Source organism: Arthrobacter sp. PAMC 25486, from assembly GCF_000785535.1.
GTDB lineage: Bacteria > Actinomycetota > Actinomycetes > Actinomycetales > Micrococcaceae > Specibacter.
This window is the reverse complement of the sequence record NZ_CP007595.1, coordinates 4,547,887-4,572,449: the sequence shown is the minus strand read 5'-3', so window position 1 is coordinate 4,572,449 and position 24,563 is coordinate 4,547,887. Positions and strand designations below refer to the sequence as shown.

At 65.4% G+C, this 24,563-nt stretch carries 25 protein-coding genes; 12 read left to right on the top strand and 13 right to left on the bottom strand.

Annotated elements, in window-relative coordinates; translation table 11 throughout:
* Window positions 1–169 precede the first annotated feature (169 nt).
* Complete coding sequence (locus art_RS20550) at window positions 170–1,636, top strand: aminopeptidase P family protein (protein WP_052136843.1); 1,467 nt, start codon at window positions 170–172, stop codon at window positions 1,634–1,636.
* Window positions 1,637–1,982: 346 nt separating this feature from the next.
* On the opposite strand, the gene art_RS20545 is transcribed toward art_RS20550, so the two are convergent.
* From art_RS20545 to argC, 6 genes are all read right to left on the bottom strand, one after another.
* The gene (locus art_RS20545) at window positions 1,983–2,516 is read right to left on the bottom strand and encodes an arginine repressor (protein ID WP_038467953.1); all 534 of its coding nucleotides are present in this window, start codon (window positions 2,514–2,516) and stop codon (window positions 1,983–1,985) included.
* A 2-nt stretch (window positions 2,517–2,518) separates the two neighbouring features.
* Complete coding sequence (argF, locus tag art_RS20540; protein ID WP_082000481.1) at window positions 2,519–3,559, bottom strand: ornithine carbamoyltransferase; 1,041 nt, start codon at window positions 3,557–3,559, stop codon at window positions 2,519–2,521.
* Complete coding sequence (locus art_RS20535; RefSeq protein ID WP_082000480.1) at window positions 3,560–4,879, bottom strand: acetylornithine transaminase; 1,320 nt, start codon at window positions 4,877–4,879, stop codon at window positions 3,560–3,562.
* The gene (gene argB / locus art_RS20530) at window positions 4,879–5,775 is read right to left on the bottom strand and encodes an acetylglutamate kinase (protein ID WP_038467951.1); all 897 of its coding nucleotides are present in this window, start codon (window positions 5,773–5,775) and stop codon (window positions 4,879–4,881) included. The genes art_RS20535 and argB overlap by 1 nt, the downstream gene beginning before the upstream one ends.
* A gap of 218 nt (window positions 5,776–5,993) precedes the next feature.
* Complete coding sequence (argJ, locus tag art_RS20525) at window positions 5,994–7,163, bottom strand: bifunctional glutamate N-acetyltransferase/amino-acid acetyltransferase ArgJ (protein ID WP_038467948.1); 1,170 nt, start codon at window positions 7,161–7,163, stop codon at window positions 5,994–5,996.
* A complete protein-coding gene (argC, locus tag art_RS20520) occupies window positions 7,160–8,206 on the bottom strand; it encodes an N-acetyl-gamma-glutamyl-phosphate reductase (protein ID WP_038467946.1) in 1,047 nt (348 codons plus the stop codon). The genes argJ and argC overlap by 4 nt, the downstream gene beginning before the upstream one ends.
* A gap of 138 nt (window positions 8,207–8,344) precedes the next feature.
* Here argC and art_RS20515 point away from each other — a divergent pair, with 138 nt between their 5' ends.
* The 6 genes from art_RS20515 to art_RS20485 all read left to right on the top strand — a co-directional run bounded on the left by art_RS20515 (window position 8,345) and on the right by art_RS20485 (window position 13,808).
* Window positions 8,345–9,319, top strand: coding sequence for a quinone oxidoreductase (locus tag art_RS20515; protein WP_038471239.1), 975 nt, complete (start codon window positions 8,345–8,347; stop codon window positions 9,317–9,319).
* A gap of 116 nt (window positions 9,320–9,435) precedes the next feature.
* The gene (locus art_RS20510; protein WP_082000479.1) at window positions 9,436–10,656 is read left to right on the top strand and encodes a YihY/virulence factor BrkB family protein; all 1,221 of its coding nucleotides are present in this window, start codon (window positions 9,436–9,438) and stop codon (window positions 10,654–10,656) included.
* Window positions 10,657–10,769: 113 nt separating this feature from the next.
* Window positions 10,770–11,567, top strand: coding sequence for a hypothetical protein (locus art_RS20505; RefSeq protein ID WP_038467944.1), 798 nt, complete (start codon window positions 10,770–10,772; stop codon window positions 11,565–11,567).
* A gap of 15 nt (window positions 11,568–11,582) precedes the next feature.
* Window positions 11,583–12,323: a class F sortase gene (locus art_RS21940; RefSeq protein WP_038467942.1), complete on the top strand. Its 741-nt coding sequence runs from the start codon at window positions 11,583–11,585 to the stop codon at window positions 12,321–12,323.
* 51 nt (window positions 12,324–12,374) lie between these two features.
* Entirely contained in the window at window positions 12,375–13,229 is an 855-nt protein-coding gene (locus tag art_RS21365) for a cupredoxin domain-containing protein (RefSeq protein ID WP_052136841.1), read from the top strand.
* A 324-nt stretch (window positions 13,230–13,553) separates the two neighbouring features.
* Window positions 13,554–13,808, top strand: coding sequence for a hypothetical protein (locus art_RS20485; RefSeq protein WP_162182081.1), 255 nt, complete (start codon window positions 13,554–13,556; stop codon window positions 13,806–13,808).
* Here art_RS20485 and art_RS20480 read toward each other — a convergent pair.
* The 7 genes from art_RS20480 to pheS form a co-directional block, all read right to left on the bottom strand.
* Window positions 13,805–14,752, bottom strand: a complete 948-nt coding sequence (locus tag art_RS20480; protein ID WP_038467938.1) for an alpha/beta fold hydrolase — start codon at window positions 14,750–14,752, stop codon at window positions 13,805–13,807. The genes art_RS20485 and art_RS20480 overlap by 4 nt on opposite strands.
* 140 nt (window positions 14,753–14,892) lie before the next feature.
* Window positions 14,893–15,897 carry a hypothetical protein gene (locus tag art_RS20475; protein WP_038467936.1) on the bottom strand — a complete coding sequence of 335 codons (1,005 nt, stop codon included), beginning with the start codon at window positions 15,895–15,897 and terminating at the stop codon, window positions 14,893–14,895.
* Window positions 15,894–16,250, bottom strand: a complete 357-nt coding sequence (locus art_RS20470; protein ID WP_038467934.1) for a GntR family transcriptional regulator — start codon at window positions 16,248–16,250, stop codon at window positions 15,894–15,896. Before art_RS20470 ends, art_RS20475 begins: the two co-directional genes overlap by 4 nt.
* Window positions 16,251–16,450: 200 nt before the next feature.
* Window positions 16,451–16,987 carry a CGNR zinc finger domain-containing protein gene (locus tag art_RS20465; protein ID WP_038467932.1) on the bottom strand — a complete coding sequence of 179 codons (537 nt, stop codon included), beginning with the start codon at window positions 16,985–16,987 and terminating at the stop codon, window positions 16,451–16,453.
* A gap of 328 nt (window positions 16,988–17,315) precedes the next feature.
* Window positions 17,316–17,756 (bottom strand): hypothetical protein, encoded by a 441-nt coding sequence (locus art_RS20460; RefSeq protein WP_038467930.1) that lies wholly within the window; start codon window positions 17,754–17,756, stop codon window positions 17,316–17,318.
* A gap of 166 nt (window positions 17,757–17,922) precedes the next feature.
* On the bottom strand, window positions 17,923–20,466 hold the full coding sequence (pheT, locus tag art_RS20455; RefSeq protein WP_038467928.1) for a phenylalanine--tRNA ligase subunit beta: 2,544 nt from the start codon (window positions 20,464–20,466) through the stop codon (window positions 17,923–17,925).
* A 4-nt stretch (window positions 20,467–20,470) separates the two neighbouring features.
* Entirely contained in the window at window positions 20,471–21,556 is a 1,086-nt protein-coding gene (gene pheS / locus art_RS20450) for a phenylalanine--tRNA ligase subunit alpha (protein WP_225437408.1), read from the bottom strand.
* A gap of 160 nt (window positions 21,557–21,716) precedes the next feature.
* On the opposite strand from pheS, the gene art_RS20445 reads away from it, so the two are divergent.
* The 5 genes from art_RS20445 (at window position 21,717) to art_RS20430 (ending at window position 24,555) form a co-directional block, all read left to right on the top strand.
* Window positions 21,717–22,325 (top strand): hypothetical protein, encoded by a 609-nt coding sequence (locus tag art_RS20445; protein WP_038467926.1) that lies wholly within the window; start codon window positions 21,717–21,719, stop codon window positions 22,323–22,325.
* 411 nt (window positions 22,326–22,736) lie between these two features.
* Entirely contained in the window at window positions 22,737–22,910 is a 174-nt protein-coding gene (locus art_RS22450; protein ID WP_157875388.1) for a hypothetical protein, read from the top strand.
* Window positions 22,907–23,422 carry a hypothetical protein gene (locus art_RS20440; RefSeq protein WP_038467924.1) on the top strand — a complete coding sequence of 172 codons (516 nt, stop codon included), beginning with the start codon at window positions 22,907–22,909 and terminating at the stop codon, window positions 23,420–23,422. The genes art_RS22450 and art_RS20440 overlap by 4 nt, the downstream gene beginning before the upstream one ends.
* On the top strand, window positions 23,419–23,913 hold the full coding sequence (locus art_RS20435) for a hypothetical protein (protein ID WP_325169867.1): 495 nt from the start codon (window positions 23,419–23,421) through the stop codon (window positions 23,911–23,913). Before art_RS20440 ends, art_RS20435 begins: the two co-directional genes overlap by 4 nt.
* Window positions 23,914–23,916: 3 nt before the next feature.
* Window positions 23,917–24,555: an SIMPL domain-containing protein gene (locus tag art_RS20430; RefSeq protein WP_038467922.1), complete on the top strand. Its 639-nt coding sequence runs from the start codon at window positions 23,917–23,919 to the stop codon at window positions 24,553–24,555.
* Window positions 24,556–24,563: the final 8 nt, after the last annotated feature.

The following is a 24,563-nucleotide window of genomic DNA, read 5'->3' as shown; positions in this document are numbered from 1 at the left end:
TCAGTGTGTCGCCGGGAACCTGTCCTGCGGCCCGCCCCGTGCCCTGTCTTCCGCCGGCCCCGGAGTTGGCCTTGCCTTGCACCGGTGGGGAACAATGGGAGGAACGAAGGGGGCGCTGCAAGGCCGCAGCCAACCCCGGCCAGGCCTCGAAGACGAAGGATGTTCCACCATGCCCGCCAGTGAAACAGTGACCAACCCGCCCACGCCTGCCTTGACAACGGGCGGCAGGCGCCTGCCGCGGCTGGCCGACGTGCCCGCATTCAGCGAGTACATGGCGCAGAGGTGGGGCACGCCGGACCGGACCCCGCCTGTGGTTGCCGGTGCTGCCGGCGCCGCCAGCCGCCACCGCGCCCGCCTCTCCGCTGAGTTTCCCGGCCAGACGCTGATCATTGGCGCCGGCACCGCCCCGGTGCGCAGCAACGACACGTACTACGATTTCCGCCCCGACTCGGATTTCTACTGGCTCACGGGTGCTTCCATCGAAGCCGCCGTGCTGGTCATGGCGCCCTCCGGCACCAGCCATGACGCCACCTTGTACATCCCGGCACCTTTCTACGCCGGGGATCCGCAGTTCTTCGCCAATGCCGCGCACGGTGAGATGTGGGTTGGCTCTGCCCCCGACTTTTCAGACTGGTCCCAGGCGCTGTCCCTGCAGGTCTTGCCCTTGACCGAGCTCGACGCCGGAATCGCTGCGGCCATGCGGGCCGGCGTAGGCACGCTCGGGACAGGGAAGATTGCCGCTGACCTGAGCAGCCGCTTTGGGCTTCCTGCCGGCGGCGAGCTGGGCCGCGTCATGGCGACCCTGCGGATGGTCAAGGACGACTGGGAAATCGCCCAGTTGCGCGAAGCCGTCGGCCACACGATTGACGGCTTTGCCGCCGTCGTGCGTGAAATCCCGCAAGCCGTGCGCGGCGGCGGGGAACGGTGGCTGCAGGGAACGTTTGACCGGCACGCCCGAACCTACGGCAACGGGGTTGGCTATGCCACGATTGTTGGCAGCGGCAAGCATGCACCCACCCTGCACTGGGTGCGCAGCGACGGGCCTGTCCTGGAGGACAGGGTGCTGCTGCTGGACATGGGCGTGGAAGCCAACAGCTTCTACACGGCCGATGTGACGCGTTCGTTCCCTGGCGGCGGCACATTCAGCCCCATCCAGCGCCAGGTCCACGACCTCGTGGAGAAATCACACCGGGCCGGCCTGGCCGCCGTGGGGCCCGGCCGGCCGTGGACGGACTTCCACCATGCCTCCATGGAGGTCATTGCCAACGGCCTGTTCGACTGGGGCCTGCTGCCGGTGTCGGTGGACGAGGCGCTGTCCCCCGCCGGCCAGCACCACCGACGCTACCTGGTGTGCGGGGTGGGCCACCACCTGGGCCTGGACGTGCACGACTGCGGACAGTCAAGCCACGAGGACTATCAGGCGGCCACCATGGCGCCCGGCATGGTGCTTGCCGTGGAGCCCGGGCTGTACTTCCACGAACACGATCTGACGCTGCCGCCGGAACTGCGCGGCATCGGCGTCCGGCTCGAGGACAACGTGCTCATCACGGACACTGGTTCGGAGGTCATCTCGGATGCGCTGCCGATTACGGCCACGGGGATTGAAGACTGGGTGGCGCAGGTCCAACAGGGCTAATATTCTGGCAGTTTCCGGCTGCGTTGTGGGTCGCCCGGCTTCCACAGCGGAGTTGCTGCGACGAAATGAGTGGACTTGGGTGCGTGAGCGGCGACGACGTGGCCGGCGTTCGGCGGCACTGGGCGGGGTCACAGCGACGATGCGCCCATTCCGGGCGGCAGTTGTACCCATTCCGGGCGGCAGTTTTGCCGAAAATGGGTCCACTCCGTGACATGCCGCCAAAGTTGCACCCACGTCGCGAGTCGCAACCATTTTCGAGGATGGCGGCACGCTGCGGTACGGTTTGGGGCATTCTCGACGCGCGTTGCGGCCGCTGAAATGGCGGCGAAACCCACCGCCGCCCCGGCTACGCCCCGGCGCTGGACTCGGCGGCAAATTGCAGGAACCGTTCGGCCACGTCCGCCCCACCCAAGGGCTCACGGGTGATCACCATGACGGTGTCGTCCCCAGCGATGGTGCCCAAGATGGCGGGCATGACGGAATGGTCGATCGCCAGGGCCAGGAAGTTGGCAGCTCCTGGCGGGGTGCGCAGCACGGCAATGTTGGCCGACCCCTCTGCCGTGACCAGCAACTCCCCACACAGCCGGATCAGCCGGGTGTCGAGCAGTTCCTGGGACGAGGCGGCGTGCACGCTGCGGTCCCCGCCTTCGCGGGGCAGCGCATAGATCAGCCCGCCGTCGTTGCCACGGACCCGTACTGCCCGCAATTCCACCAGGTCACGTGAGAGCGTCGCCTGCCCCACCATCAGGCCGTCGTCGGCCAGCAATGAGGCCAGCTCGGCCTGGGAGCGCACGGCCCGGCTGTTCAGCAGGGCCTGCACCCGGGCCTGCCGTGCCGTTTTGGTGGCCGGCATGCCGGCCGGAATGGTGGGCTTGCCCATGGCTAGGCTCCGGCCAGTCGGCCCGTGGCGGAGGCACCGGCACCTGAGGCACCGGCAGCTGAGGCACCGGCAGCGGAAGCCGCGGCAGCACCGGCGTCGGACTTCTGCGCAGAGTTCTCCACGAGCCAGACCATGAGCGCCTTCTGGGCGTGCAGGCGGTTCTCGGCCTCGTCCCACACCACCGACTGCGGGCCGTCAATGACGGAGGCGGAGATCTCGTAGCCGCGGTAGGCGGGCAGGCAGTGCAGCACGATGGCGTTGGGTGCGGCCTGGGCGAGTGCGGCGTCGTCGAGCGCGTATTCGGTGAAGAGCTCCAGGCGCGCAGCCTTTTCCTCTTCCTGGCCCATGGAGACCCAGGTGTCGGTGACGAGGACGTCAGCCCCGGCAACGGCTTCGGCGACGTCGGTGGTGATGAGGACGGAGCCGCCGGTCTGGGCTGCGCGTTCCTGCGCGGCGGCCACGACGGCGTCAGCCGGCAGATGTCCGGCGGGTCCGGTGATGCGCACGTGCATGCCGGCCGTGACGCCGGCGAGCAGGTAGGAGTTGGCCATGTTGTTGGCCGAATCCCCCATGTACGTCATGGTCAGCCCGGCCAGCTCACCCTTGTGCTCCTTGATGGTGAGCAGGTCCGCAAGCAGCTGGCAGGGGTGGTAGTCATCGGAGAGTGCGTTGATGACAGGCACCTTGGAGTTGGCGGCCATCTCCTGAAGCCCGGCCTGGCTGTAGGTGCGCCACACAATGGTGGAGACCATGCGTTCGAGCACCTTGGCGGTGTCGGCCACGGATTCCTTGTGGCCGATCTGGGCCTCGCCCGGGTTGATGATCAGCGGGTTGCCACCCAGCGCCGCCACGCCTGCTGCAAAGGAAACGCGGGTCCGGGTGGAAGTCTTGTCAAAGATCACCGCCACGGTCTGGGCGCCCGAGCCGTCGCCCGCGAAAGTGTTCTTGGAGTAGGGCGCCTTTTTGAGCTCGGCGGCAAGGTCCAGGACCTCCGCCTGCTCGGCCGGGCTGAGGTCGGTGTCTACGAGAAAGTGGCGTGTCATCTAGGAGCTCTTTTCCAACTGGTGGGCGGCCGTGGCCGTGGCGATCAAGGCGGGCAATGCTGCAAGGAACGATTGGGCCTGCTCCACTGTGAGGTTCAGTGGCGGTGCGAGCCGGATGGTGTTGGGGCGCGGCGCATTGACGATGAAGCCTGCGTCGAGGGCGGCACTCACAACTCCGGCGGCGATGTCTTCGGCGAGGTCAAAGCCGATCAGGAGGCCGAAGGCGCGAACGTCACTCACACCGTCGACCCTGGCCAGGCCGTCGGCAAAGATGTCACTGACGGCTTTGACGTTGGCCAGCACATGCTGGGATTCCAGCACATGCAGGGTGGCCAGTGCCGCGGCCGTGGCGACGGGGTTGCCGCCGAACGTGGTGCCGTGTTGGCCAGCGCTGAGCAGCAGGGAAGGTTCCTCGCCGAAGGTGATGATGGCGCCGATGGGGAAGCCGCCGCCGAGACCCTTGGCCAGGGTCATGGCGTCGGGGGTGATGCCTGCCTCGATGCCGGCGAACCAGGTGCCGGTGCGGCCGATGCCGGTCTGGACCTCGTCCAGGATCAGGAGGGCTCCGTACTCGCGGGTCAACTCGCGGGCGGCCGCCAGGTATTCGGTGGAGAGCGGGCGCACGCCGGCCTCGCCCTGGATGGGCTCGATGACCAGGGCCGCAACGGAGCTGTCCATGGCGGCGCGCAGGGCGTCAATGTCGTTGAAGGGAATGTGGCGCACGCCGGCCGGCATGGGTTCAAACGGTTCACGGTAGGCGGCCTTGGCCGTCATGGCCAGGGCGCCCATGGTGCGGCCGTGAAAGCCGCCTTCCAGGGCCAGGATAGTGGGGCGTTCCTTGCCGCCGTGGGCGCGGGCCAGCTTGAACGCGACCTCGTTGGCCTCGGTGCCGGAGTTGGCGAAGAACACCTTGGAGCCCTGGGGTGCTTCGGCCAGTTCCAGCAGTTTCTCGGCCAGGGCAATCTGTGTGGGGCTCGTGAAGAAGTTGGAGACGTGGCCCAGGGTGGAGAGCTGGCTGGCGATCACGGAGGTGACGAAGGGGTGGGCATGGCCCAGCGCGTTCACGGCGATCCCACCCAGCAGGTCCAGGTATTCCTTGCCGTCTGCATCCCAGACCAGGGCGCCGGCCCCGCGGACCAGGACGCGCTGCGGGCTGCCGAAGACACCCATGAGGGAATCCTTGTAGCGGGCCAGCCATTGTTCGCCCGTTCCGGTGCCGGTGACGGCTGCGGCGTTGGCGTTGGTCAGGTCTGCTTGGGAACCTGCGTTGGACGGCTCGGCGCCCGGGGTTGTGTTGGCGCCTGGGGCTTGCTCAGTCATTACTTCTCATCCTCATCCGGGAAAATTTGGGTTCCATTGCCCTCAAAAGTCATCAATTCCAGCAGCACCGAGTGCGCACTTCGCCCATCCACGACGGCGGCACGGGCCACACCGCCGTCGACCGCTGCCAGGCAGGCACCCATCTTGGGGATCATGCCCGCTTCCAGGCGCGGCAGCATCTCGCGCAGGGCGCCGGCACCGAGCTCGCTCAGCAGGGAGGACTTGTCCGGCCAGTTGGCGTAGAGGCCCTCGACGTCGGTCAGGATCACCAGGCGCGACGCCTCCAAGGCCACGGCCAGGGCCGCAGCGGCGGTGTCGGCGTTCACGTTCAGCACGGTGGAGGCGTCGCCGACCTCGGGTGCCACGGTGGAGATGACGGGGATCCGGCCGGCCTCGAGCAGGTCGAGGATGGCGCCGGGGTTCACGCCCACCACTTCGCCCACAAGACCCAGGTCCACGGGCAGCCCGTCCACGATGGTGCCGGTGCGCTCGGCCTGCAGCAGGGCGCCGTCCTCACCGGAAAGTCCGACGGCGTACGGCCCGTGTTCGTTGATCAGACCCACCAGTTCGCGGCCTACCTGGCCGGTCAGGACCATGCGGACAACATCCATGGCTTCCGGCGTGGTCACGCGCAGCCCACCCTTGAACTCGCTCTTGATGTCCAGGCGCTTGAGCATCGCATTGATCTGCGGCCCGCCGCCGTGCACCACGACGGGCTTGATGCCCACATGGTGCATGAACACGATGTCCTCGGCGAAGGCGCGTCGAAGTTCGTCATTGATCATGGCGTTGCCGCCGTACTTGACCACCACCACCGTGCCCGCAAACTGCTGAATCCACGGCAGCGCCTCAATCAGCGTGCCGGCCTTGTCCTGCGCGGTTTCCACCGAAGTCATCATGTTTTCCTTAGTCCTGTTAAGTACTGCCTATGCCGCCGCCTCCCGACGACGGCGCAGCCGGTCACCGGTCCCGGAGCGGGGATGGCGTGATTTCCTTCCCTCGCTTCGCAAGCTCAGCGGGGAACCCTCGGAAATCTCTTCGCAAGCGAGGAACGAGCCGGAAAATCTTATTGCCCGCGAGGGATCGGGGACCGGCGGAGCCGACCCCCGCTCACTTACGACGAGTAGGCGCTGTTTTCTTCGACGTACGCGTGCGTCAAGTCGTTCGTCCAGATCGTCGCGGAGGCGTCGCCGGCGGACAGGTCGATTTCGACGGTGACTTCGCGCGGCTTCAGGTCCACGAGGTCGCGGGAGTCGCCAATGCCGCCGTTGCGGCAGATCTGGACGCCGTTGATGCGCACGTTGATCTTGTCGGGGTCGAAGACGGCGTCGGTGGTGCCGACGGAGGCCAGGACGCGCCCCCAGTTGGGGTCGTTGCCGAAGATGGCGGCCTTGAACAGGTTGGAGCGCGCCACGGAGCGGGAGACCACTTCGGCGTCACGTTCGCTGTCTGCGTTCTTCGTGGTGATGGCGATGTCGTGGCTGGCGCCTTCGGCGTCGGCAATCAGGGCACGGGCCAGCTTGGCGCACACCTCGGTGAGTCCGGCGGTGAATTCCAGCATGTTCGGGAAGGCGGTGGAGGCGCCGGATGACATCAGCAGGACGGTGTCGTTGGTGGACATGCAACCGTCGGAGTCGGCCCGGTTGAAGGTGACGCGGACGGCGTCGCGCAGTGCGGCGTCGAGCCCCTCGGGCTCCACGACGGCGTCGGTGGTGATGACCACGAGCATGGTGGCCAGTCCGGGCGCCAGCATGCCGGCACCCTTGGCCATGCCGCCGATGCTGTAGCTGAAGCCGTCGGCGTTGGGGGCCGAGGTCCAAGAGACTTCCTTGGGGACGGTGTCGGTGGTCATGATCGCGGTGGCGGCGGCAGCTCCGCCGTCGTCCGCCAGGGCAGCGGCAGCGGCCTCAACACCGGGCAGGATCTTGTCCATGGGCAGCTGTTCGCCGATCAGGCCGGTGGAGCAGACGGCGATGTCGGTGGCGGAGAGGCCAAGGACGGCGGCAACTTTTTCGGCGGTGGTGTGCGTGTTTTGGAAACCCTCGGGACCGGTGCAGGCGTTGGCGCCGCCGGAGTTGAGCACGACGGCGTCGACCCGGCCGTCGCCCAGGACCTGCCGGGACCAGTGGATGGGCGCCGCGGCCACACGGTTGGTGGTGAAAACGGCGGCGGCGGCGTGCTCGGGGCCATCGTTGATGACGAGGGCCAGGTCGGGGTTGCCGGATGTTTTCAGGCCCGCGGTAACGCCTGAGGCACGGAAGCCTTGTGGGGTGGTGACGCTCATGGTGCTACTCCTTGGAAGGAAAGGCCTGTTGTTTCGGGCAGGCCGAGGGCTAAGTTCATTGACTGTACCGCTCCGCCGGCGGTGCCCTTGGTGAGGTTGTCGATGGCGGCGCAGACGATCACGCGGTTGACGTGGGCGTCGTAGGCGATTTGGATGGCTGCATAGTTGGAGCCCTGCACGGATTTGGTGGAGGGCCATTGGCCTTCCGGGAGCACATGCACGAAGGGTTCCTCCGCGTAGGCGTCCACCCAGATCTCGCGCAGCGCGGCTTCCGGGTTGTCCATGACGGCAAATTCGGCGGAGACCTTGGCGGTGGCCGTGGTGAGGATGCCGCGGCTCATGGGTGCCAAGGTGGGTGTGAAGGAAACCTTGACGTCCAGGCCGGAGGCGTTGGAGAGGCCCTGCTCAATTTCGGGGGTGTGGCGGTGGCCGCCACCCACACCGTACGGGCTCATGGAGCCCATGACCTCGGAGCCGATCAGGTTGACCTTGGCTGCCTTGCCCGCACCGGAGGTGCCGGAGGCTGCAACGATGACGACGTCGTCCGGCAGCAGTGCGTTGGCGGCGAAGCCGGGCATCAAGGCGAGCAGGGAACTGGTGGGGTAACAGCCGGGGACGGCGATCCGCTTGGCACCCTTCAGGCGTTCGCGATGCCCTGGCAGCTCGGGCAGTCCGTAGGGCCAGGTGCCTGCGTGCTCGGAGCCGTAGAACTTTTCCCACGCGGCGGAATCTTCCAGGCGGTGGTCCGCCCCGGCGTCGATGACCAGGGTTTCCGGCGGCAGCGCGGCGGCGATGGCCGCGGATGCGCCGTGCGGCAGCGCCAGGAAAACGACGTCGTGCCCTGAAAGGTTTTCCACGGTGGTCTCAACCAGGACGCGGTCCGCAAAGGCATGCAGGTGCGGGGCGAGCGAACCCAGTCGCTCTCCGGCGTTGCTGTGGGCGGTGATGGCACCGACGCTCACGTCCGGGTGGCTGGCCAGGAGGCGCAGCACCTCTCCCCCGGCATATCCGCTGGCACCTGAGACGGCTACTGAAATTGTCATAAGTCGACTATACAGCAAAATTATTCATTGACACCGATATTTATGCATTCGAACGAATTTTATGCGGCGCTCCGTCCTATGATGATCTTGGGGCTTGTCCCTGATCTTCTTTACCAGCGAAGCGATTTGGAGTTCACCATGACCGAGCAGTGCAATGCAATTGTCGCCGTTACCAAAGGCGGTCCCGAGGTTTTACAGCTGGCGCAGGTGCCCATGCCCGTTGCCGGCCCCGGTGAATTGCTGGTCGAGATTGCCGCCGTGGGTGTGAATTTCATCGAGAGTTACCAGCGCGAGGGCATCTATCCCGTGCAATTTCCCTTCACGCCCGGCGCGGAGGCTGCCGGCAAGGTGGTTGCCGTGGGCCCCGGTGTGATCTCCTTTGCGGTGGGCGACCGCGTTGCCACCGCCGAGGGCATCGGCTGCTATGCCGAGTACGCAATTTTCCCGGTCGACAAGGCATTTCCGGTGCCTTCCAGCGTGCCGCTCGATGTTGCCGCAGCGCTCCCCCTGCAGGGCATGACGGCGCATTACCTGATGAATTCCACGTACCACGTTGAGCCCGGCCAGACGGTGTTGCTGCATGCCGGCGCCGGAGGCGTGGGCCTGCTGCTGACGCAGATGCTGAAGGAGCGCGGCGCCCGCGTCATCACCACGGTTTCCACGGAGGAGAAGGAAGAGCTCTCCCGTGTTGCCGGTGCCGACGAGGTGCTGCGCTATGAAGGTTTTGCTGCTGCCGTGCGTGAGCTCACCGATGGCGTGGGTGTGGATGTAGTGTACGACGGCGTTGGCAAGGACACCTTCGACGGTTCCCTTGCGTCGCTGCGCACCCGGGGGACACTTGTCTTGTTTGGCGGTGCTTCGGGCCAGGTGCCGCCCTTCGACATACAGCGCCTGAATGCGGGCGGCTCGCTGACGCTTGTCCGCCCCAAACTGGGCGATTACCTGCTCAATGCCAAAGAACGGCTGTGGCGTTCCACGGAGGTGTTTAATGCGGCCTCTCACGGCCAGCTGTCAGCCCGGATCGGTGCCCGTTTCCCGTTGGCAGAGGCTGGCGCCGCCCACACCGCTTTGCAGGGCAGGGTCACCACGGGCAAGGTTGTCCTGGAACCTTAGGCATCCGCCGTGTGGGCCTAGCGAACCCGCGGGCCAAGTTCGCCAGCAGCGTCGCAAGCCACCGGCCAACCCAACAATGTGTTCTTCGAGGGGTGCAACACGGTAGTGTCGCTCGCATGGGCACAGCAAAGCACTCGGCCACATCCTCCTCCTCCACAGCGGTTGAGCTGGTGAATGCACCAGCCCCGGACGATGGAGGTAAACCGCAGGTACTTTCTGAGCTAAAACCTGCCTCCTGGAAGTACGTGGCCAAAAGGTCCGTCGCCAAGTTCAGCGCCGACGGCGGCACCGACATGGCGGCATCGTTAACGTATTACGGCGTTTTGTCGCTGTTTCCCGCGGTTCTGGCACTGGTTTCCATACTGGGGCTGGTGGGGCAGGCGGAACAAACCACCGCGGTCATGCTGGATTTGGTGCGACAGCTGGCCGGCGACGACGTGGCGGACGCGCTCAGCGGACCCGTGGCGCAGTTGGCCAGCTCCCGCGCGGCCGGTTGGACCTTTGCCTTTGGCCTGGTCACGGCACTGTGGTCGGCATCAGGATATGTTGGCGCCTTCAGCCGGAGCCTCAACAAAATCTATGGCACCGATGAAGGGCGCCCCGTCTGGAAACTCCGTCCGGCGCTGCTACTGGTGACGCTCGTTGCGGTGCTCGTCGTGGCCGTCATCGCCCTGATGCTGGTCATCTCGGGCCCCATTGCCAGAGTGCTCGGAGACGCGATCGGCCTGGGTGGGGCCACTGTGACTGTGTGGGATACGGCAAAGTGGCCGGTGGTGGGCATCCTTGCCACCCTACTCATAGCTGGTTTGTATTACTTCACCCCCAACGTCCAGCAGCCCAAATTCCGCTGGGTCAGCGTGGGCGCCGCCGTGGCACTGCTGGCTGCCGTGCTGGCCTCGGCCGGGTTCGGGCTCTATTTGGCAAACTTTTCAAAATACGAAAAGACGTACGGCACCATTGCCGGGGTCATCGTGTTGCTGTTGTGGCTGTGGATCATCAATTTGGCGCTGCTTTTCGGCGCCCAAGTCGATGCGGAGCTGGAACGCGGGCGCCAGCTCCAGTCCGGGATCAAGGCCGAGGACCGGCTTCAGCTGCCACCGCGTGATGTTGCCGCCAGCTTGAAGAAGCAACAGAAGCAGAACTTGCTGGTCTCCGAAGGCAAGGACATCCGGGAGAGATTCGCCCCCGAATCCGCTCCCGAGGCGTCCACCCGTCCCGAAAAGACGGTCCTGCTGTGGCTTGCCGGGGCCGGGGCTGCGGCAGCCGCCGTCGTGTCACTGCGCAGGCGCCGCCGTGCGGCCAAAGCCGCAGGCAAGCCACACCATAAGCGGGATTGAGCCGACGCAGCACAGAATTTTCAACGTCATCCAATCCAGAATCCGCCGTGCTCCGAATCACATAGTGGATGCGTCCAACGATGGACCATCCACCGTGTATGAGGAGGATTCCAATGAACAAGAAGTCTGCATTACTGATCGCACCAGTGCTCGCACTGGCTGCTTTGTCCATGTCCGGAGGAGCCGCCATGGCCGCCGATGGAGACACCACCACCTACGAAGCCAATCTCGGAGCCATCAACGGCAGCAATGCAACAGGTTCGGTGTGGATCACCCTCACAGGTGATCAGGCCACGGTGACCGAGAACGTCAGCGGCCTGGCGGCCACCTTCGATGGCAACCCCTACCCGCACGTACAGCACATCCACATCGAGGGTGCAGGCGTTTGCCCGGCCCCCGCAGCCGACACCAACGGCGACGGTGTCATCAGCACCACCGAAGGCGGCCCGTCGTACGGCAAGATCGGCACCACCCTTTCCACCAGCGGCGACACCAGTGACAAGGCCGCCTTGGACTTGGCCGTTGGTGGCATGGGGGCCAGCTACAAGTACGAGCGGACTTTCACCATGAACGCCGCGACCGTCTCGGCGTTGCAGGCTGGCACCGGCGTTGTGGTGGTCCACGGCTTGGATCCGGCCACCTTGTCCGCTGCGGGGCAGGCCGCCAAGAGTGACCTGGTTCCGACCCTGCCTTTGGCTGCCACGTCGCCGGCTTTGTGCGGCACGTTGGCCGTGTCCCAGATGGCCGCCATGCCTGGCGGTGCACCCGGGACCGGCGTGAGTACACAGGCAGCCCCGGCCAACGCGGCAACCTCACCTGAGGTTGCCTGGTTTGCCGGCGGCGGCGCCGTGGTGCTGGCGGCCGGTGCAGTTCTGGCCATGAACCGCAAAAAGACGCTCGCAGCAAAGTAGCGGCGGACGAGTCCCATGGCAAACACCAGCAGCCGTCGCGGACGCCTCAGGGCATCCGCGACGGCGGCGGTGCTCCTGACATCCCTCACCTTTGGTGTGGCCGGATGCGGGACGGCAACCGCCCCCAGTCCTGAAAGCACGACGCCGGCAGCACAGTCCGCAACCATCCCACCAACCGCGCCTTCCGCACCCGCTGCGCCTTCCGCACCAACGCAAGCCCCGCCGTCGAGCATTCCCTCAACCCCCATACCGGCGGCACCATCGGCACCACAGGTCCAAGGTGAAATCCTTCCGTCCTCGGCACCGGTGACGCTGTCCATCCCGGACATTGGTGTCACCACCACCTTGCTGACCCTGGCCAGGGACGATAAGGGCGAGGCCGAGGTTCCGCCGGGCGAAGCCGGCTCCCCGGCCGGCTGGTACAAGTTTTCGCCCACTCCCGGCGAGTTGGGGCCCTCGGTCATTTTAGGGCATGTGAACACCACCACCATTGCCGAAGGCGTGTTTTATCGCCTCCATGAGCTCAAGGAGGGCGAACAGTTTTCCGTCACACGCGCGGATGGGACGGTGGCCGTCTTTGCCGTGGACCGGACTGAGGTATTCAAAAAGGCTGAGTTCCCCACGCTCGCTGTCTATGGCAACACCGACCGAGCCGAGATCCGGCTCATCACCTGCGGCGGCTATGAGCCGAGCACGGGCGACTTCGTCGAAAACACTGTGGTCTACGGGCACCTTCTGTCCAGCCACACCGGTTAGCCGCCCCGGCGACCCCGCAATGGACTTGTCAAACTTTCGGAATGGACCATCATGAACAAGAACTTCAGCCTCGTCGGAGCCCTGGCCGTTGCTGCCGTGCTCGCCCTGTCAGGGTGCGGCATGGGAGACCCGGCACAGACCCCCAATGCAGGATCAGAACCTTCTGCGAGTTCGACGGCGTCGGGGATGGATCCGGGGATGGACATGCCCGGTGCCGGATCGATGGAGTCGATGATTCATATCCAGGATGGAAAATTCATTGACCCCAAGCCTTTGGCGGCAGGCACCACAGTGACGGTCATGAACATGGATGCCACCGCCGTGACAGTCGCCTCGGATGATGCCACGAGTTTCACGGTCAACATTGCAGCCGGTGGCATGGCAACCTTTCAGGCGCCCAAGGAGCCCGGGAGCTATCCGTTCCACAGCGGCACAGGCAACATGCATGGTGTCTTGACCGTGCAGGCAGGTGCACCTTCGGCGGCGGCCACCATGGTGTGTGCCGATGAGGCACAGCAAACCGTCCAAAAGCTCCTGGCCCTGCCTGCCCTCCCCAAGACCACGGAGAAGTGGGACGGGAGCACATATTCCTGCAGCTACCCGCTCGATGGTGGTGACTTTGTGATGAGCGTGACTGAATCAGCCAACGACGCCGACGCGGCAGCCCTGGCAACACAATTGGCCGGCTCACTCAAGGCACCTGCCATTGAGGGCTTGGCAAATCTGGGCCTGCCCGGGTACCAATCCACTGACGGGGACGTCATTTTTGCCAAGGACAACATGACCCTGCACGTTGATGCAACGGCGCTCCCTGCAACGGTCGGCCCGGACAAGGTCACCGCGGGCAAGTTCGCCTACGAAATGGCCACCACCATTCTGGGCTGTTGGACCGCACATCACAGCTGATGACAACCACCCGCACTAGCGGCTGAAAATGATCGCCTTTTCACGGTTTTGGGCCACTATTGCGGGGCAGGTTTTTTGTTACGGGTGGTCTCGTTCCATGACCGCCCTTGAGCCGATGCCAGAATTTGTGCCTGAACCCGGCGCCCTTGCAGCTTTGGCCAAACTGTTGGCGGCGTGCGTATGACCGGAATCTGATGAGCGGCGTGCAGGGCTGTTTCGCGCATTGGGGTATGAGTCCGGGGCCGAGTTTGAGCCCGACCGCAAGGATTTAAACACGAAGCACTTTGCTTGCTCCACGGGCCAGCCCGGGCACATGTTCGCATCGTGGAGCCGGCCTCCCCGATCGCGCGCCGCGGCCACGATGAGATCCAGCGCCAGCTCACGGCCCTTTACGGCGAGCCCGCCCGGCCGTGGGATGACGAGGACATTCCGCCCAGCAGCTGGAAGGCCAATGGCCGCGACCTCATGATGCACTTTTCCACCTGCGGGACAGCAGCGTCATGCTCAGCATCGACGACTCGGAATTGGCAGCCGCCGCCGAAGGGCGAGGCAGCCGCCCGGGAAGACAAAAAATCCTAGAGCCCGGCCCTAATCTCCTGAACAGCGGCGGCCAGGGCCTGTAAAGACGTGGACCCGACGTGCCCTTCATCCTCGACGATGGTGAGCTTGCTGCCGCGCCACCGTTGGTGCACCTTCCATGGCGTGATGGCGGGTCCGCTGACGTCGCGACGGCCATGGATGAGGTGGCCGGGTATGCCGTCCAGTTCGTGGATGCGGGACAGAATTTCCTGCCCGCCGGCGAGGAACCCGTCGTTGGACCAGTAGTGGGCCACCAGCAGGGCGAACGTCATGCGGCGCCTCTCATCGGCGATGTATGCGCCCCGCAGTTCCGGGGAAAAGAGCGAGACGTGCCACGATTCCCAGCGGTCCCACGCCTCGGCCGCCAGCCGGGCATCTTCCCTGTCAGCACCCGCCAGCCGGCGGGCATAGGCCTCCACTGGCCGCTCCCTGGCGGTGGCGCCGGACGCTACCGAGAATTCGTGCCACGCTTCGGGGAAGATGCGCTCCATGCCCTCGGTGATCCAGTCAACCTCGTCGCGGCTGGTTGTAGTCACAGCAACCACGGCGATCCCCAAAACCCTGTGCGGATGGGCCAGTGCGTACGCCAGCGCGAGGGTGCTCCCCCACGAAATACCCGTCACGATCCAGTGCGCAATGCCAAGACGTTCACGGACGGCTTCAATGTCCCGAATCAACGCCGGCGTGGTGTTCGCCGCCAAATGTTCCAAATCGTCTTGGGCGGTGGGCGTGCTTTTGCCGCATCCGCGCTGATCCAGGCCGATGGTCCAAAACCTGTCGCCGCCATGCCAGCCGCGGTAGCCGCCCCCGCCCAGGGAACCGCCCGGTCCGCCATGCAGATACAGGACGGGAATTCCCCGGGGATTGCCGCTTGCTTCCCAGTAGATTTTCGCGTGGGGAACGTCCACCCATCCGCTCTCAAAATCCAAGGCTTCCTCCGTCATGCCCCAACACTACGATGAACAATCCGCCGCCCTGTAAAGCAAGTACGACGGCGGCCCCCGTCGCCCACGCGATCGGCACCTTGGGTGCCGAGACAGTGGGAGCCGGGACGCGCCGTCGTCCGAGGTTGGGAGCGGGTGAGTTACACGGTCTGTTCGGTGGCGCTCGGGTGGGATCCGCCGTCGTGCTTCCTATCCCGCAACGCGAGCAAAAGGCTGGCCGCGGTGCCGGGATCGGCGACGGTGACGGCAAATTGCTTCTCGGCCGTGGTGGTGATGACGAGGCCGGGGCCGGCGCCCATGACGACGGCAGAACGGCCGGGCATGACCCGGTAACCCCAGCCGCCCCATTCGGCGGGACGGATCTCGGTAACCTCGACGGCGACGATGTCCTCGAGGCGGATGCGCTTGAGCGGGATGCGGCCCAGGGTGGAGACGATGCGCAGGCCGCGCCAGTCGACGGTCACCTGCAGGTGGGCGAGGAGTGAGACGACGATGACGCTGGCGAGCATCGTGCCAAGGCCAATCCACGACGCACCGCTGCCGTCCAGGACCGCCGGGAGGTACAGTGCGGCGGTCAATGCGAGGAGCGCAACCGGCATCCAGAGCAGCATTTTTGAGGTGATGGTCCGGGACCAGGCCCCGGATTCCTGCTCGCCCAGCGGGAGCCGGGTTTCGTGCCGCGTCGTGGTGAACTGTGGCTTCGGAGCCGTGAAATAAGGGATGGCGCCGAACAGGAACGAGGCAATGAGTGCGGCGAGCCACCAGCCGAGGACCGCGTTTTCGGCGCTTCCGGCCTGTAACGTCAGGCCTGCGGAGATCAGCCAGGTACCGGCGCCCATGCCGGAGATCATGCCGGCGAACCCGAGGATGCCGCGTAACAGGGCGGGGCGCAGGGTGCTCATGCAGGCTGAGACCAGGGCGATGGCGCCCGGGATTCCCGTCAGGGCCAGGCCGAGGCCCAGCGCAGTTCCGGTGGTCATGAAATCGTCGGGCGCCCCGGTGTCGGACCAGTGCGAGGCCAGTTCGGCGGGCAGTTTGTCCTGCCACATCAGCCACGTCACCGCGACTGCAGACAACGGCAACAGTCCGAGAATGCCGGCGGCGATGCGCCGGGTGGCGCTGGTCCTTTGTTGTACCTCAGTCATGCTTGTGCAACTCCCCCAATCAAACGCGCGAGATCCTGCTGGGACATTCCCAGTTTGCGCGCTTCTTCCAATAGTTGTTCTGCCAATTCGGTGATCCTTACGAGACCGGGGCCGGCGTCTTGGCGCACAAATGCCCCACGCCCCTGGCGCATCTCGATGATGCCCTCGTCGCGCAGCTGCTTATAGGCCCGCAGCACGGTGTGCATGTTGACCTGCAGCGCCGTGGCGAGGTCCCGCGCGGGCGGCAGGCGCTCCCCCGGCGCCAGGCTTCCGTCAACAACTCCCGCACGCACCTGGACAGCAATCTGGTCCGCAAGCGACTGCGTCGATGCAGCATCAACACGAAATAACATGTTTGTAATACTATGCGAACAATGCGCTCACCGCAATGTTGGGGACGATCCGTGAACATGCCTTGTTGCTCGAGCGTGAACGGCGGAGGCCGGGCATCAGGCCATTCATGTTGCCCGACGGCGCGACCCGTCTTCCGGGGCACCGGCAGGGCAGATGCCGATATCGCAGCAGACGGGACGCGCCGTCGTGCGCCGCCTGGTCAGCCGGATTGCCGGGCACGGTGGCGCCGCACCGCAGAACGATTGGCGCATCGTACCGAGCAGTACTGCTGGCGGCCATTGCGGGTAACGTCAACAATGACGGCGGCGCAGGGATCACCCGGCGCTTTTCCTGCGGCGCAGCGGCCAAGCCGCCCCATGCCCCGGGTGGTCAGGTGCAGGGCGGTGCCAACGCTGATGACCGCGCGCAGTACGTGCGGCAAGGTTTGATCGTCGTCGCGGTAGTGCAGGTGCCAACCTTCGCCGTCATGGTCCACCAGGCGGGGGTAGGTGGCCTCGGCGGCCATCTGCGCGTTCAGCAGGGCGGCCCGCTCAGGCTGGTCCTTTGCGTCGACGACCGCCAGCCAATCGTCAATGACCTGGCGGACCCCGGCATGGTCCTGCGGGCCCGGGATGAAGTCCATGGTCATGCCAAAGTCACGCGCCCTGGCAATGATGCCGATTCGATCAGGCGGAAACTCGTTTGCCAGGGACTCAGCAAGGAGGACCGCATATTCACCGTAAGGGTTGAGTTGCATAAGACCATTACAGCATAGTGGGGGTATGACTTTCCACGACACTTGCGAGAAGATTCACGACACAGCCTCGGCGGTTGCCACTGACCATGTTTGGGAGCCCGAATCCACCCACGCAACATCCTTGGGGCAGGTGACATATATGAGATGCGCTGCCGGGTGCGGCGCCTGGCGGGTCGACACCCTAAGCCCCTCCGACGGCACGCACGTGATACTGAGCAGGGAGGTCAAGCGCAGTTCTTGATCGCGGGCGCCGCGGGCTCCAGCCCCCAAGGCCATAGGCAAGCTCACGGGCTCCAGCGTACTCCGCCGTCCGTGCAATAAGTGTTGCTCAGGTTGTTGCTGTCCAATTGTTGCTGTCCAAGCAGCGGGCATCGAGCAGTTCCCGGTTTCCCACGGGCTCCTGGAGTTCCACCGTGATGGGAACAAGGTCGTTGCTTTGGCACGTGTAGGCACCCTCGGGCAACGGGGCGACGTCGGTCTGGATGATGATCCGGCCACCCTCGAATGTCACCTGCGGTTTTAACACTTCCCCTGTTGCCCCTCCGGCGCAGCCCACCCGGGAGACACCCAGCTGCAGGGTGATGGCCTCAGGCGTAACCTCGCTTGGGTCAAGGAGTTGCCATTGACCGGGATCCCCTGACCCTGCCGACGGCTGGCTGCCGGCCGGTGGCGCGGGGCCTCCGCACGCGGTCAGTGCCACCACCACTGCCACACAAGTTGCAAGGGCAGCCGCGAACTTCCAACGGTGCACCACCGGATTAATGTCCATGCCTCAGTATGCGTGGGCAGCAGGAAAGGCCCCGAGGGTGGCGGTCAAACACTACTGGAAAAATGCGCCCGCTCCCCATAAATGCGCCCGTTGGACGGGGCGCATTTATGGGGAGCGGGCGCATTTATCAATCAGGCTGCAGGGCCGGACCGGTTGGCACCAGAGGTCAGCGCTGGGTGGCGCCGAACCTTTCGGCAGCAAGTTCGACGGCGGATGCCCGGGCTGCCGATGCCTCATCGGCCGTCAGGGTCCTGTCGGCGGCACGGAAGCGCAGGCCGAAGGCCAGCGACTTACGTCCCTCGGGAATGCCAGCGCCCTGGTACTCGTCAAACAAGGCCACGTCTTCGAGCAGCTCGCCGGCTCCTTCGCGCAGGGTTTCCAGCACGTCATGTGCCGGAATCTCTGCGGGAACCACCAAGGCAACGTCCTGGGTTGCCACCGGGAACGTGGAGATCGGCTTGGCCACAATGACGTCGGCCGCAGCGGCGAAGACCTTGTCCGCATTGATCTCCATGGCCACGGAGCGGGCCGGCATGTGCAGCTCGGCCAGCAGCTTCGGGTGCAGTTCGCCAGCGTAGCCGACAACCTCGCCGTTGCGCAGCGTCAGCTCGGCGGCACGTCCCGGGTGGAACGCCTGGTGTGAGCCCTGCGACACCACAAGTTCCACACCCACCACATCGGCCACCAGGCGGGCAGCGTCAATCGCATCGGCCCAGTCCCAGGCACGCGGTGCATGTGCGGGTGCAGCCGGGGAATCCTTGCCCGTGAACACGGCGGCAATGGTGAGCGGCTGGTACGGGATGCCAGCGTACAAAGCATCCAAGACATCGTCGGACGGCTTGACACCCAACGGCGGGATGGACGCGGTGCCCATGGAATCCGACGGCAGGAACACCAGACCGGATTCGAAGAGCCCCAGGTCGTGGAAGCCGCGCGAGTGGTTGCGCTTGGCAATCTCGATCAGGCCCGGCAGCACGGAGGTCCGCAGGAAGCCGAACTCCTCGCTGAGCGGGTTTGCCAGCTTCACGGCGGAGCGCGCGGCACCGACCTCGGCCACACCAAAGGTGTCGTTGGAAACCTTCGACACGAACGGGTACGCCAGGATCTCGGTCAGGCCGGAGTCCGCGAGGGCCTGGACCACGCGGCGGCGCTGCTGCTGCACCCGTGAGTAGCCGCGGCCCGGAGGTGCCGTGGGCAGCGTGGACGGGATGAGGTCGTAGCCGACAAGGCGGGCGACCTCTTCCGTCAGGTCCTCCTTGGTGACCAAATCGTGGCGCCAGCTCGGGGCTGTGACGGAATATCCGCCGTCGACCTTCTCGACGTCCGCACCCAAATCCGTCAGCGAGCCCATGATCTGGGACTGCGTGAATTCGATGCCGATCCGGGCCGAGGTGAAGCCGGAAGGCAGGAACACAGGCGCTGCAACCGCAGGCGTGCCAACGTCGGTGGACGCCGCAGACTCGGTGCCGCCGGCCAGCTCAACCAGCAGGTTCACGGCGCGCTGGGCGGCAATGTCGGCCACCATCGGGTCAACGCCGCGCTCGAAACGCTTGGACGCCTCGGAGGGCAGCTTGTGGCGGCGGCGCGAACGGGCAATCGAGATTTCCTCAAAGTGCGCGGCCTCAACCAGGACGTTCGCGGTGTCGGAGGTGACCTCGGTGGAGGCCCCGCCCATGACTCCGGCAATGCCAATCGGACCCGAGGAATCGGTGATGAGCAGGTCCTCGGCGTCGAGCTTGCGGACCTTCCCGTCAAGGGTGGCCAGCGTTTCACCGGCGGCGGCGCGGCGCACCACAATCGTGCCGGAAAGCTTGTCGGCGTCGTAGAAGTGCAGCGGCGCACCGAGCTCCAGCATGACGTAGTTGGAGATGTCCACGGGCAGGGAGATGGAGCGGATCCCGGCCAGGCGCAGGCGCGAGGACATCCACGGCGGGGTTGGCACGCTTGCGTTAATTCCGGTCACGGTGCGGGCCACAAAGCGGTCGCAGCCGGGCTTGCCGTAGATCGGCGCCCCGTCGGCAAGCTCGACGGCGTGTCCCCCACCTTCAGGGGCGGTCACGGTCACCAGCGAGGCCGGGTCCGTGAACACGCTGTCCGTGGCGTGCGCATATTCGCGGGCCACGCCGCGGATGCTGAACGCGTAGCCACGGTCGGGGGTGACGTTGATTTCGGCGGCTTCGTCGTCAAGGCCCAGCAGGGCCAGGGCATCGGTGCCTAGTTCCGGGTCAAGGCCCAGGGTGGAGAGCACCAGGATGCCGTCGTGGTCCTCGCCGATGCCGAGCTCGCGCACGGAGGCGATCATGCCGGCGGAGACGTGGCCGTAGGTCTTGCGCGGGGTGATGCGGAAGTCCCCGGGCAGCACGGCGCCGGGCAGGGTCACAACCACCTTGTCCCCCACCTCGAAGTTGTGCGCACCGCAGACAATTCCCTGCACACCGGAGGGGTCGATGCCCTCAATGGAAAGGGTCTGCTCGGCACCCTCGGGAACCACCCGGACAGTGCACCAGTTGATGGTCTTGCCGTTGGACTGTGCCTCGGGCTCCTTGGACAGGACCTGGCCCACCACAATGGGGCCGCTGATCTCATCGAGCGGACGGTGCACGTCCTCTTCTTCAAAGCCAACCTTGACCAGGTCGGTCATTACATCTTCGGCTGTTGCGCCAGCCGGTACCTGCGCGTACTCGCGCAGCCAAGTCAGTGGAATACGCACGTACTTAGATCTCCATCCCAAAGTGTTCGCTGAATCGTACGTCGCCCTCGATCATGTCGTGCATGTCGGACACTTCGTTGCGGAACATCAGCGCCCGCTCGATGCCCATGCCGAAGGCAAATCCTGAGTATTCGTCCGGGTCGATGCCGGCGGCGCGGAGTACGTTCGGGTTGACCATGCCGCAGCCGCCCCACTCGATCCAGCGCGGGCCGCCCTTGGCGCCCGGGTGCCAGATGTCCATCTCGGCGGACGGCTCGGTGAAGGGGAAGAAGTTCGGACGCATCCGCACGATGGCTTCCGCACCGAACATCTGCTGGACAAAGTGCTCCAGCGTGCCGCGCAGATCCGCCATGGACAGCTTCTTGTCGATGGCCAGGCCCTCGAACTGGTGGAACACGGGCGTGTGCGTGGCGTCGAGCTCGTCGGTGCGGAACACCTTGCCGGGGCACAGCACGTAGATCGGCAGCTCGCGTTCCAGCATGGAGCGGACCTGCACCGGTGAGGTGTGCGTGCGCAGCAGCAGGTGCGCTTCGGGCGGCTCCACGAAGAAGGTGTCCTGCATTTCGCGGGCCGGGTGGTCCGGCGCAAAGTTCAGTGCGTCAAAGTTGAACCACTCGGATTCCAGCTCCGGGCCCTCGGCGATTTCCCAGCCCATGCCCACGAAGATGTCGCAGACGCGGTCCTGCAGCGTGGACAGCGGGTGGCGGGCACCGGCGCGGCGGCGGCGCGGGGCAGCGGTCACGTCAACGGTTTCCTCGACGAGGATGCGTGCGGCGTCCTCGGCCTCGAGCACCTCGGTGCGGGCTGCGAGCGCCTTGGCGACCCGGCCGCGCGAGGCGCCCATGATCTTGCCGGCGGCGGCCTTGAATTCCTTGGCGAGCCCGCCGATTTCGCGGTTGGCCAGGCTCAGCGGCGACTTTTCACCGGTGTGCGCCAGCCGCGCGGTCTTCAGCTCGTCCAGGGTGGCTGCGGCGGCAATGGCTGCGAGCGCGTGCTCGACGGCGGCACCGATGGCGGCTTCGTCAAGGGGATCCGGGACCGTTGCGGGTTCGGTGGTTGGTTCGGGCATCTCTGCCGTCTTTTGGGGCATTTCAGACATCTACAGTTTTTACCTAAGCTCGTGTGCGAGTAAGCGGCGGGGTAGCTCCTCCCGCCTCAACCAGTCTAGTTGACGGCGCCTGCCCCAATTGAACCCAACTCTTTACCGCTTCGCGACCCATTTCCGTGCCCGCCTTGTTACGCTAACGCTCATGGTCACTCCTTGCTTTAAGCGTACGACGCCGGCCTTCCGCCTGCCGCTGTTGGCCTGCCTTGCGCTGGTCCCGTCTGCGGCGCTGGGCGGTTGCACCGCTGCAGAGCCTGCACCTTCCCCCACCTTGGAAGCGCCAACCATCACCGCGTTTGTGCCGGTACCGGCCACGCTGCAGAAGGGCATTGAGTGCCCGGTGTCTTTGGACGATTTCCCCAGCAACTCGGACATCAGCTATCCTGCCAAGCCCCGGGGAAGCGTTCCAGCGGATTTTGTGGTGGAAAAGGTGTTCCTCTGCCGCTCTGACATGGCTGAGGTGGACGGCACTACCAAGCAGGTTGTCCAGCAGCAGGAGCTGCACGGTGACTTCGCCCCGCTGCTGGCCGCCCTCGCCGTGCCCAGCGACCGTGCCGATGGCGAACAAGTGGCTTGTAGGGCGGTTCTAGAAACCATCCCTGTCCTTTGGCTCGTCAACGCCGACGGGGAGGCCCTCGATGCTGCCTGGCCCACCACTGAATGCCGGCAGGCCAGCGGCAAGCCGGACACGCAAAAAGCCATCGATGCCTTGACAGTGGTTGACACCAAGGTTGTGCCGGGGTCCGGGCAGTAGCCATGGCCGCCCTCTCCCCTGCGAAGCGTCGCCCACGTGCAAGCGTGTTGCTGGCATGCCTCGCACTGTTCTCATCGGCGGCGTTGTCAGGGTGCACCATCTTCACCGGCAAGGTGAGCCAGTATTATCTGGAACCTGCCGTGGTGCAGCAAAAAGTTGACTGCCTGCTGTCCGTAAACGACAGCTGGCCCAACGGCCCCGAAACTCCCCCGGCGCCGTCACCGCTGATGGGATCGGTACCGAAGGGATTTGTGCCTGAGAAGATATTTGTCTGCCGGCCAGGTCCGGCCGGTGAGAATGGCGGGCAGACCATTTCGCAAGAAGAGCTCAATAGCGACTTCACAGCCTTGCTTGCAGCTTTGGACCAACCCAGCGAAAAGGGGGGAAGCGAATACCGTTTGCCCAGCCATTATGGAGTTGCGGTTGGGCCTGTGGCTGGTCAATGCCGCAGGGGACGCAGTGCAGGTGGAGTGGCCCACCGATACCTGCGGCATGACGTTCGGCAAACCGGACACGCAGGAAGCTATCGACGCGCTGAGGGTCGTGGACACCCAGGTGCTGCCAAATCCGGGACCGGGCACATGACACGCCGTCGGGTAGCAGCCCTGGTCCTGGCAGCGGGTGCGCTGCTGCTCACGTCCTGTACCTCCCCCGATGTCTCCCCCGAGCAATACCTGCCGGAACCTGCTGCGCTGCAGCCCGCCGTCGACTGTTCCACGGCAACCGGCTGGGAGGCCACCTCCACCGGGCCTGCCGCGCTGCTCAAGGGCCGGGTGCCGGATGGTTTTGTCACGGCTGAGGTGGTCCGCTGCATGCTGGAGTCCATGAACAACAAGTTGAGTGAAGACCACCTGACCGGCGACTACGCCCCGCTTCTGGCGGCACTCGCCGAGTCCAGCGAGCGCGGCCCGGCAAGCTGTCTGGACTACGGTGAGATCCTGCCCAGCATCTGGCTCATCAATGCTGCGGGGCAGGCAATCAACATCCAGTGGCCCTTGGACTCCTGCGACCATTCCAAACCAGGCACAGCGGCGGCGTTGGTAACACTCACAGTGACCCGGACGGAACCCGTGCCGGCCAAGGACGCCGCTCCGTGAAAGCGCCCTTGACCAGGGCGGAGCGCTTCCGGGCCGTCGCCAATGCCCTCAATCTGTCCACCGCGGCCGGCTTGCTGCTTGCGGCGCTGACACGCACCCCGGTTCAGAAGGGACCTCGAGGGCTGCTGCTAGGCACCGACTACCAGCCGAAACTACCACTGGCCGGCGCCTTCACCGTGGGCAATGTGGTGTTCTACCGCGCCGAGCGAGCCTTCATCGACTCCCGTCCGGACCTGCTGGCCCACGAGGCCGGGCACGCCACGCAATACGCGTGGTGCCTGGGCCTGCCATTCCTGCCGCTGTACTTTGCCTGCGCCGCCTACTCGTGGTGGCGGACCGGGGATCCCGGCAGCCGGAACTTCTTTGAACGCAACGCAGGACTTGCACTGGGTGGCTATCGCGAGCTGCCCGCGATCGCCCGGCTGCAATTTTTCAAGCCCCAAACCTCAGCAACGCCAACGAAGCACCCAACATCACAGACAAGGAACTGATCAATGAGTGAATCAGCCCGCTCCATTACCGTCACAGGACAAGGCACCGCCCAGGCAGCCCCCGACCACTTCAACATCAACATCGGCATCGAGGCCTCCCAGCCCACGGTGCGAGACGCCTACTCCAAGGCCAGCGTGGCAGTCAACGCCGTCACCGCCACCCTGCTCTCCAAGGGTGTTGAGCAGCACTCCATCAGTTCAACGTCACTGGATGTGCGCGTCGACACCCGCTGGCAGGAAGGGAGCGGCACCATCGTCACCGGTTACACCGTCTCCAGCACGCTGACCGTCCCACTAGGCTACGGGAAGGACACCGAGGAGATCATCGGCGCCATAGTGGACACCGGAAACAACAACGTCCGACTGAACGGGCTCACCCCGGTGGTCAGCGACCCATCACAAGCGCAGGATGCGGCACGTATAGCCGCCTGGGCCGACGCCCTCCGGGCCGCCGAGCTGTACGCCAGCCTGGCCGGATGCTCCCTTGGTGAGGTGTCCGGCGTCGTCGAAGTCAATGCACCCCAGGGCGGACCTCGCCCCATGATGGCCCGCGCCGCCATGTCCGTCGACAGTGCCATGGAGATCGCGCCCGGCCAAAGCGATGTCACGATTGCCGTCCAGGCCACCTGGCTGCTGAGCTAACCCCACCC

Bases quoted from the DNA above. Each gene is read 5' to 3' on its own strand.
- art_RS20430 (WP_038467922.1), top strand. From the start codon at position 23,917: ATGAGTGAATCAGCCCGCTCCATTACCGTCACAGGACAAGGCACCGCC.
- art_RS20535 (WP_082000480.1), bottom strand. From the start codon at position 4,879: ATGACTGAGCAAGCCCCAGGCGCCAACACAACCCCGGGCGCCGAGCCG.
- pheS (WP_225437408.1), bottom strand. From the start codon at position 21,556: ATGCCCCAAAAGACGGCAGAGATGCCCGAACCAACCACCGAACCCGCA.
- argJ (WP_038467948.1), bottom strand. From the start codon at position 7,163: ATGAGCGTCACCACCCCACAAGGCTTCCGTGCCTCAGGCGTTACCGCG.
- art_RS21940 (WP_038467942.1), top strand. From the start codon at position 11,583: ATGGCAAACACCAGCAGCCGTCGCGGACGCCTCAGGGCATCCGCGACG.
- art_RS20510 (WP_082000479.1), top strand. From the start codon at position 9,436: ATGGGCACAGCAAAGCACTCGGCCACATCCTCCTCCTCCACAGCGGTT.
- argC (WP_038467946.1), bottom strand. From the start codon at position 8,206: ATGACAATTTCAGTAGCCGTCTCAGGTGCCAGCGGATATGCCGGGGGA.
- art_RS20480 (WP_038467938.1), bottom strand. From the start codon at position 14,752: ATGACGGAGGAAGCCTTGGATTTTGAGAGCGGATGGGTGGACGTTCCC.
- art_RS20475 (WP_038467936.1), bottom strand. From the start codon at position 15,897: ATGACTGAGGTACAACAAAGGACCAGCGCCACCCGGCGCATCGCCGCC.
- art_RS22450 (WP_157875388.1), top strand. From the start codon at position 22,737: ATGGAGTTGCGGTTGGGCCTGTGGCTGGTCAATGCCGCAGGGGACGCA.
- argB (WP_038467951.1), bottom strand. From the start codon at position 5,775: ATGACTTCGGTGGAAACCGCGCAGGACAAGGCCGGCACGCTGATTGAG.
- art_RS20460 (WP_038467930.1), bottom strand. From the start codon at position 17,756: ATGGACATTAATCCGGTGGTGCACCGTTGGAAGTTCGCGGCTGCCCTT.
- argF (WP_082000481.1), bottom strand. From the start codon at position 3,559: ATGACACGCCACTTTCTCGTAGACACCGACCTCAGCCCGGCCGAGCAG.
- art_RS20515 (WP_038471239.1), top strand. From the start codon at position 8,345: ATGACCGAGCAGTGCAATGCAATTGTCGCCGTTACCAAAGGCGGTCCC.
- art_RS20440 (WP_038467924.1), top strand. From the start codon at position 22,907: ATGACACGCCGTCGGGTAGCAGCCCTGGTCCTGGCAGCGGGTGCGCTG.
- art_RS20445 (WP_038467926.1), top strand. From the start codon at position 21,717: ATGGTCACTCCTTGCTTTAAGCGTACGACGCCGGCCTTCCGCCTGCCG.
- art_RS21365 (WP_052136841.1), top strand. From the start codon at position 12,375: ATGAACAAGAACTTCAGCCTCGTCGGAGCCCTGGCCGTTGCTGCCGTG.
- art_RS20550 (WP_052136843.1), top strand. From the start codon at position 170: ATGCCCGCCAGTGAAACAGTGACCAACCCGCCCACGCCTGCCTTGACA.
- art_RS20505 (WP_038467944.1), top strand. From the start codon at position 10,770: ATGAACAAGAAGTCTGCATTACTGATCGCACCAGTGCTCGCACTGGCT.
- art_RS20545 (WP_038467953.1), bottom strand. From the start codon at position 2,516: ATGGGCAAGCCCACCATTCCGGCCGGCATGCCGGCCACCAAAACGGCA.
- art_RS20470 (WP_038467934.1), bottom strand. From the start codon at position 16,250: ATGTTATTTCGTGTTGATGCTGCATCGACGCAGTCGCTTGCGGACCAG.
- art_RS20465 (WP_038467932.1), bottom strand. From the start codon at position 16,987: ATGCAACTCAACCCTTACGGTGAATATGCGGTCCTCCTTGCTGAGTCC.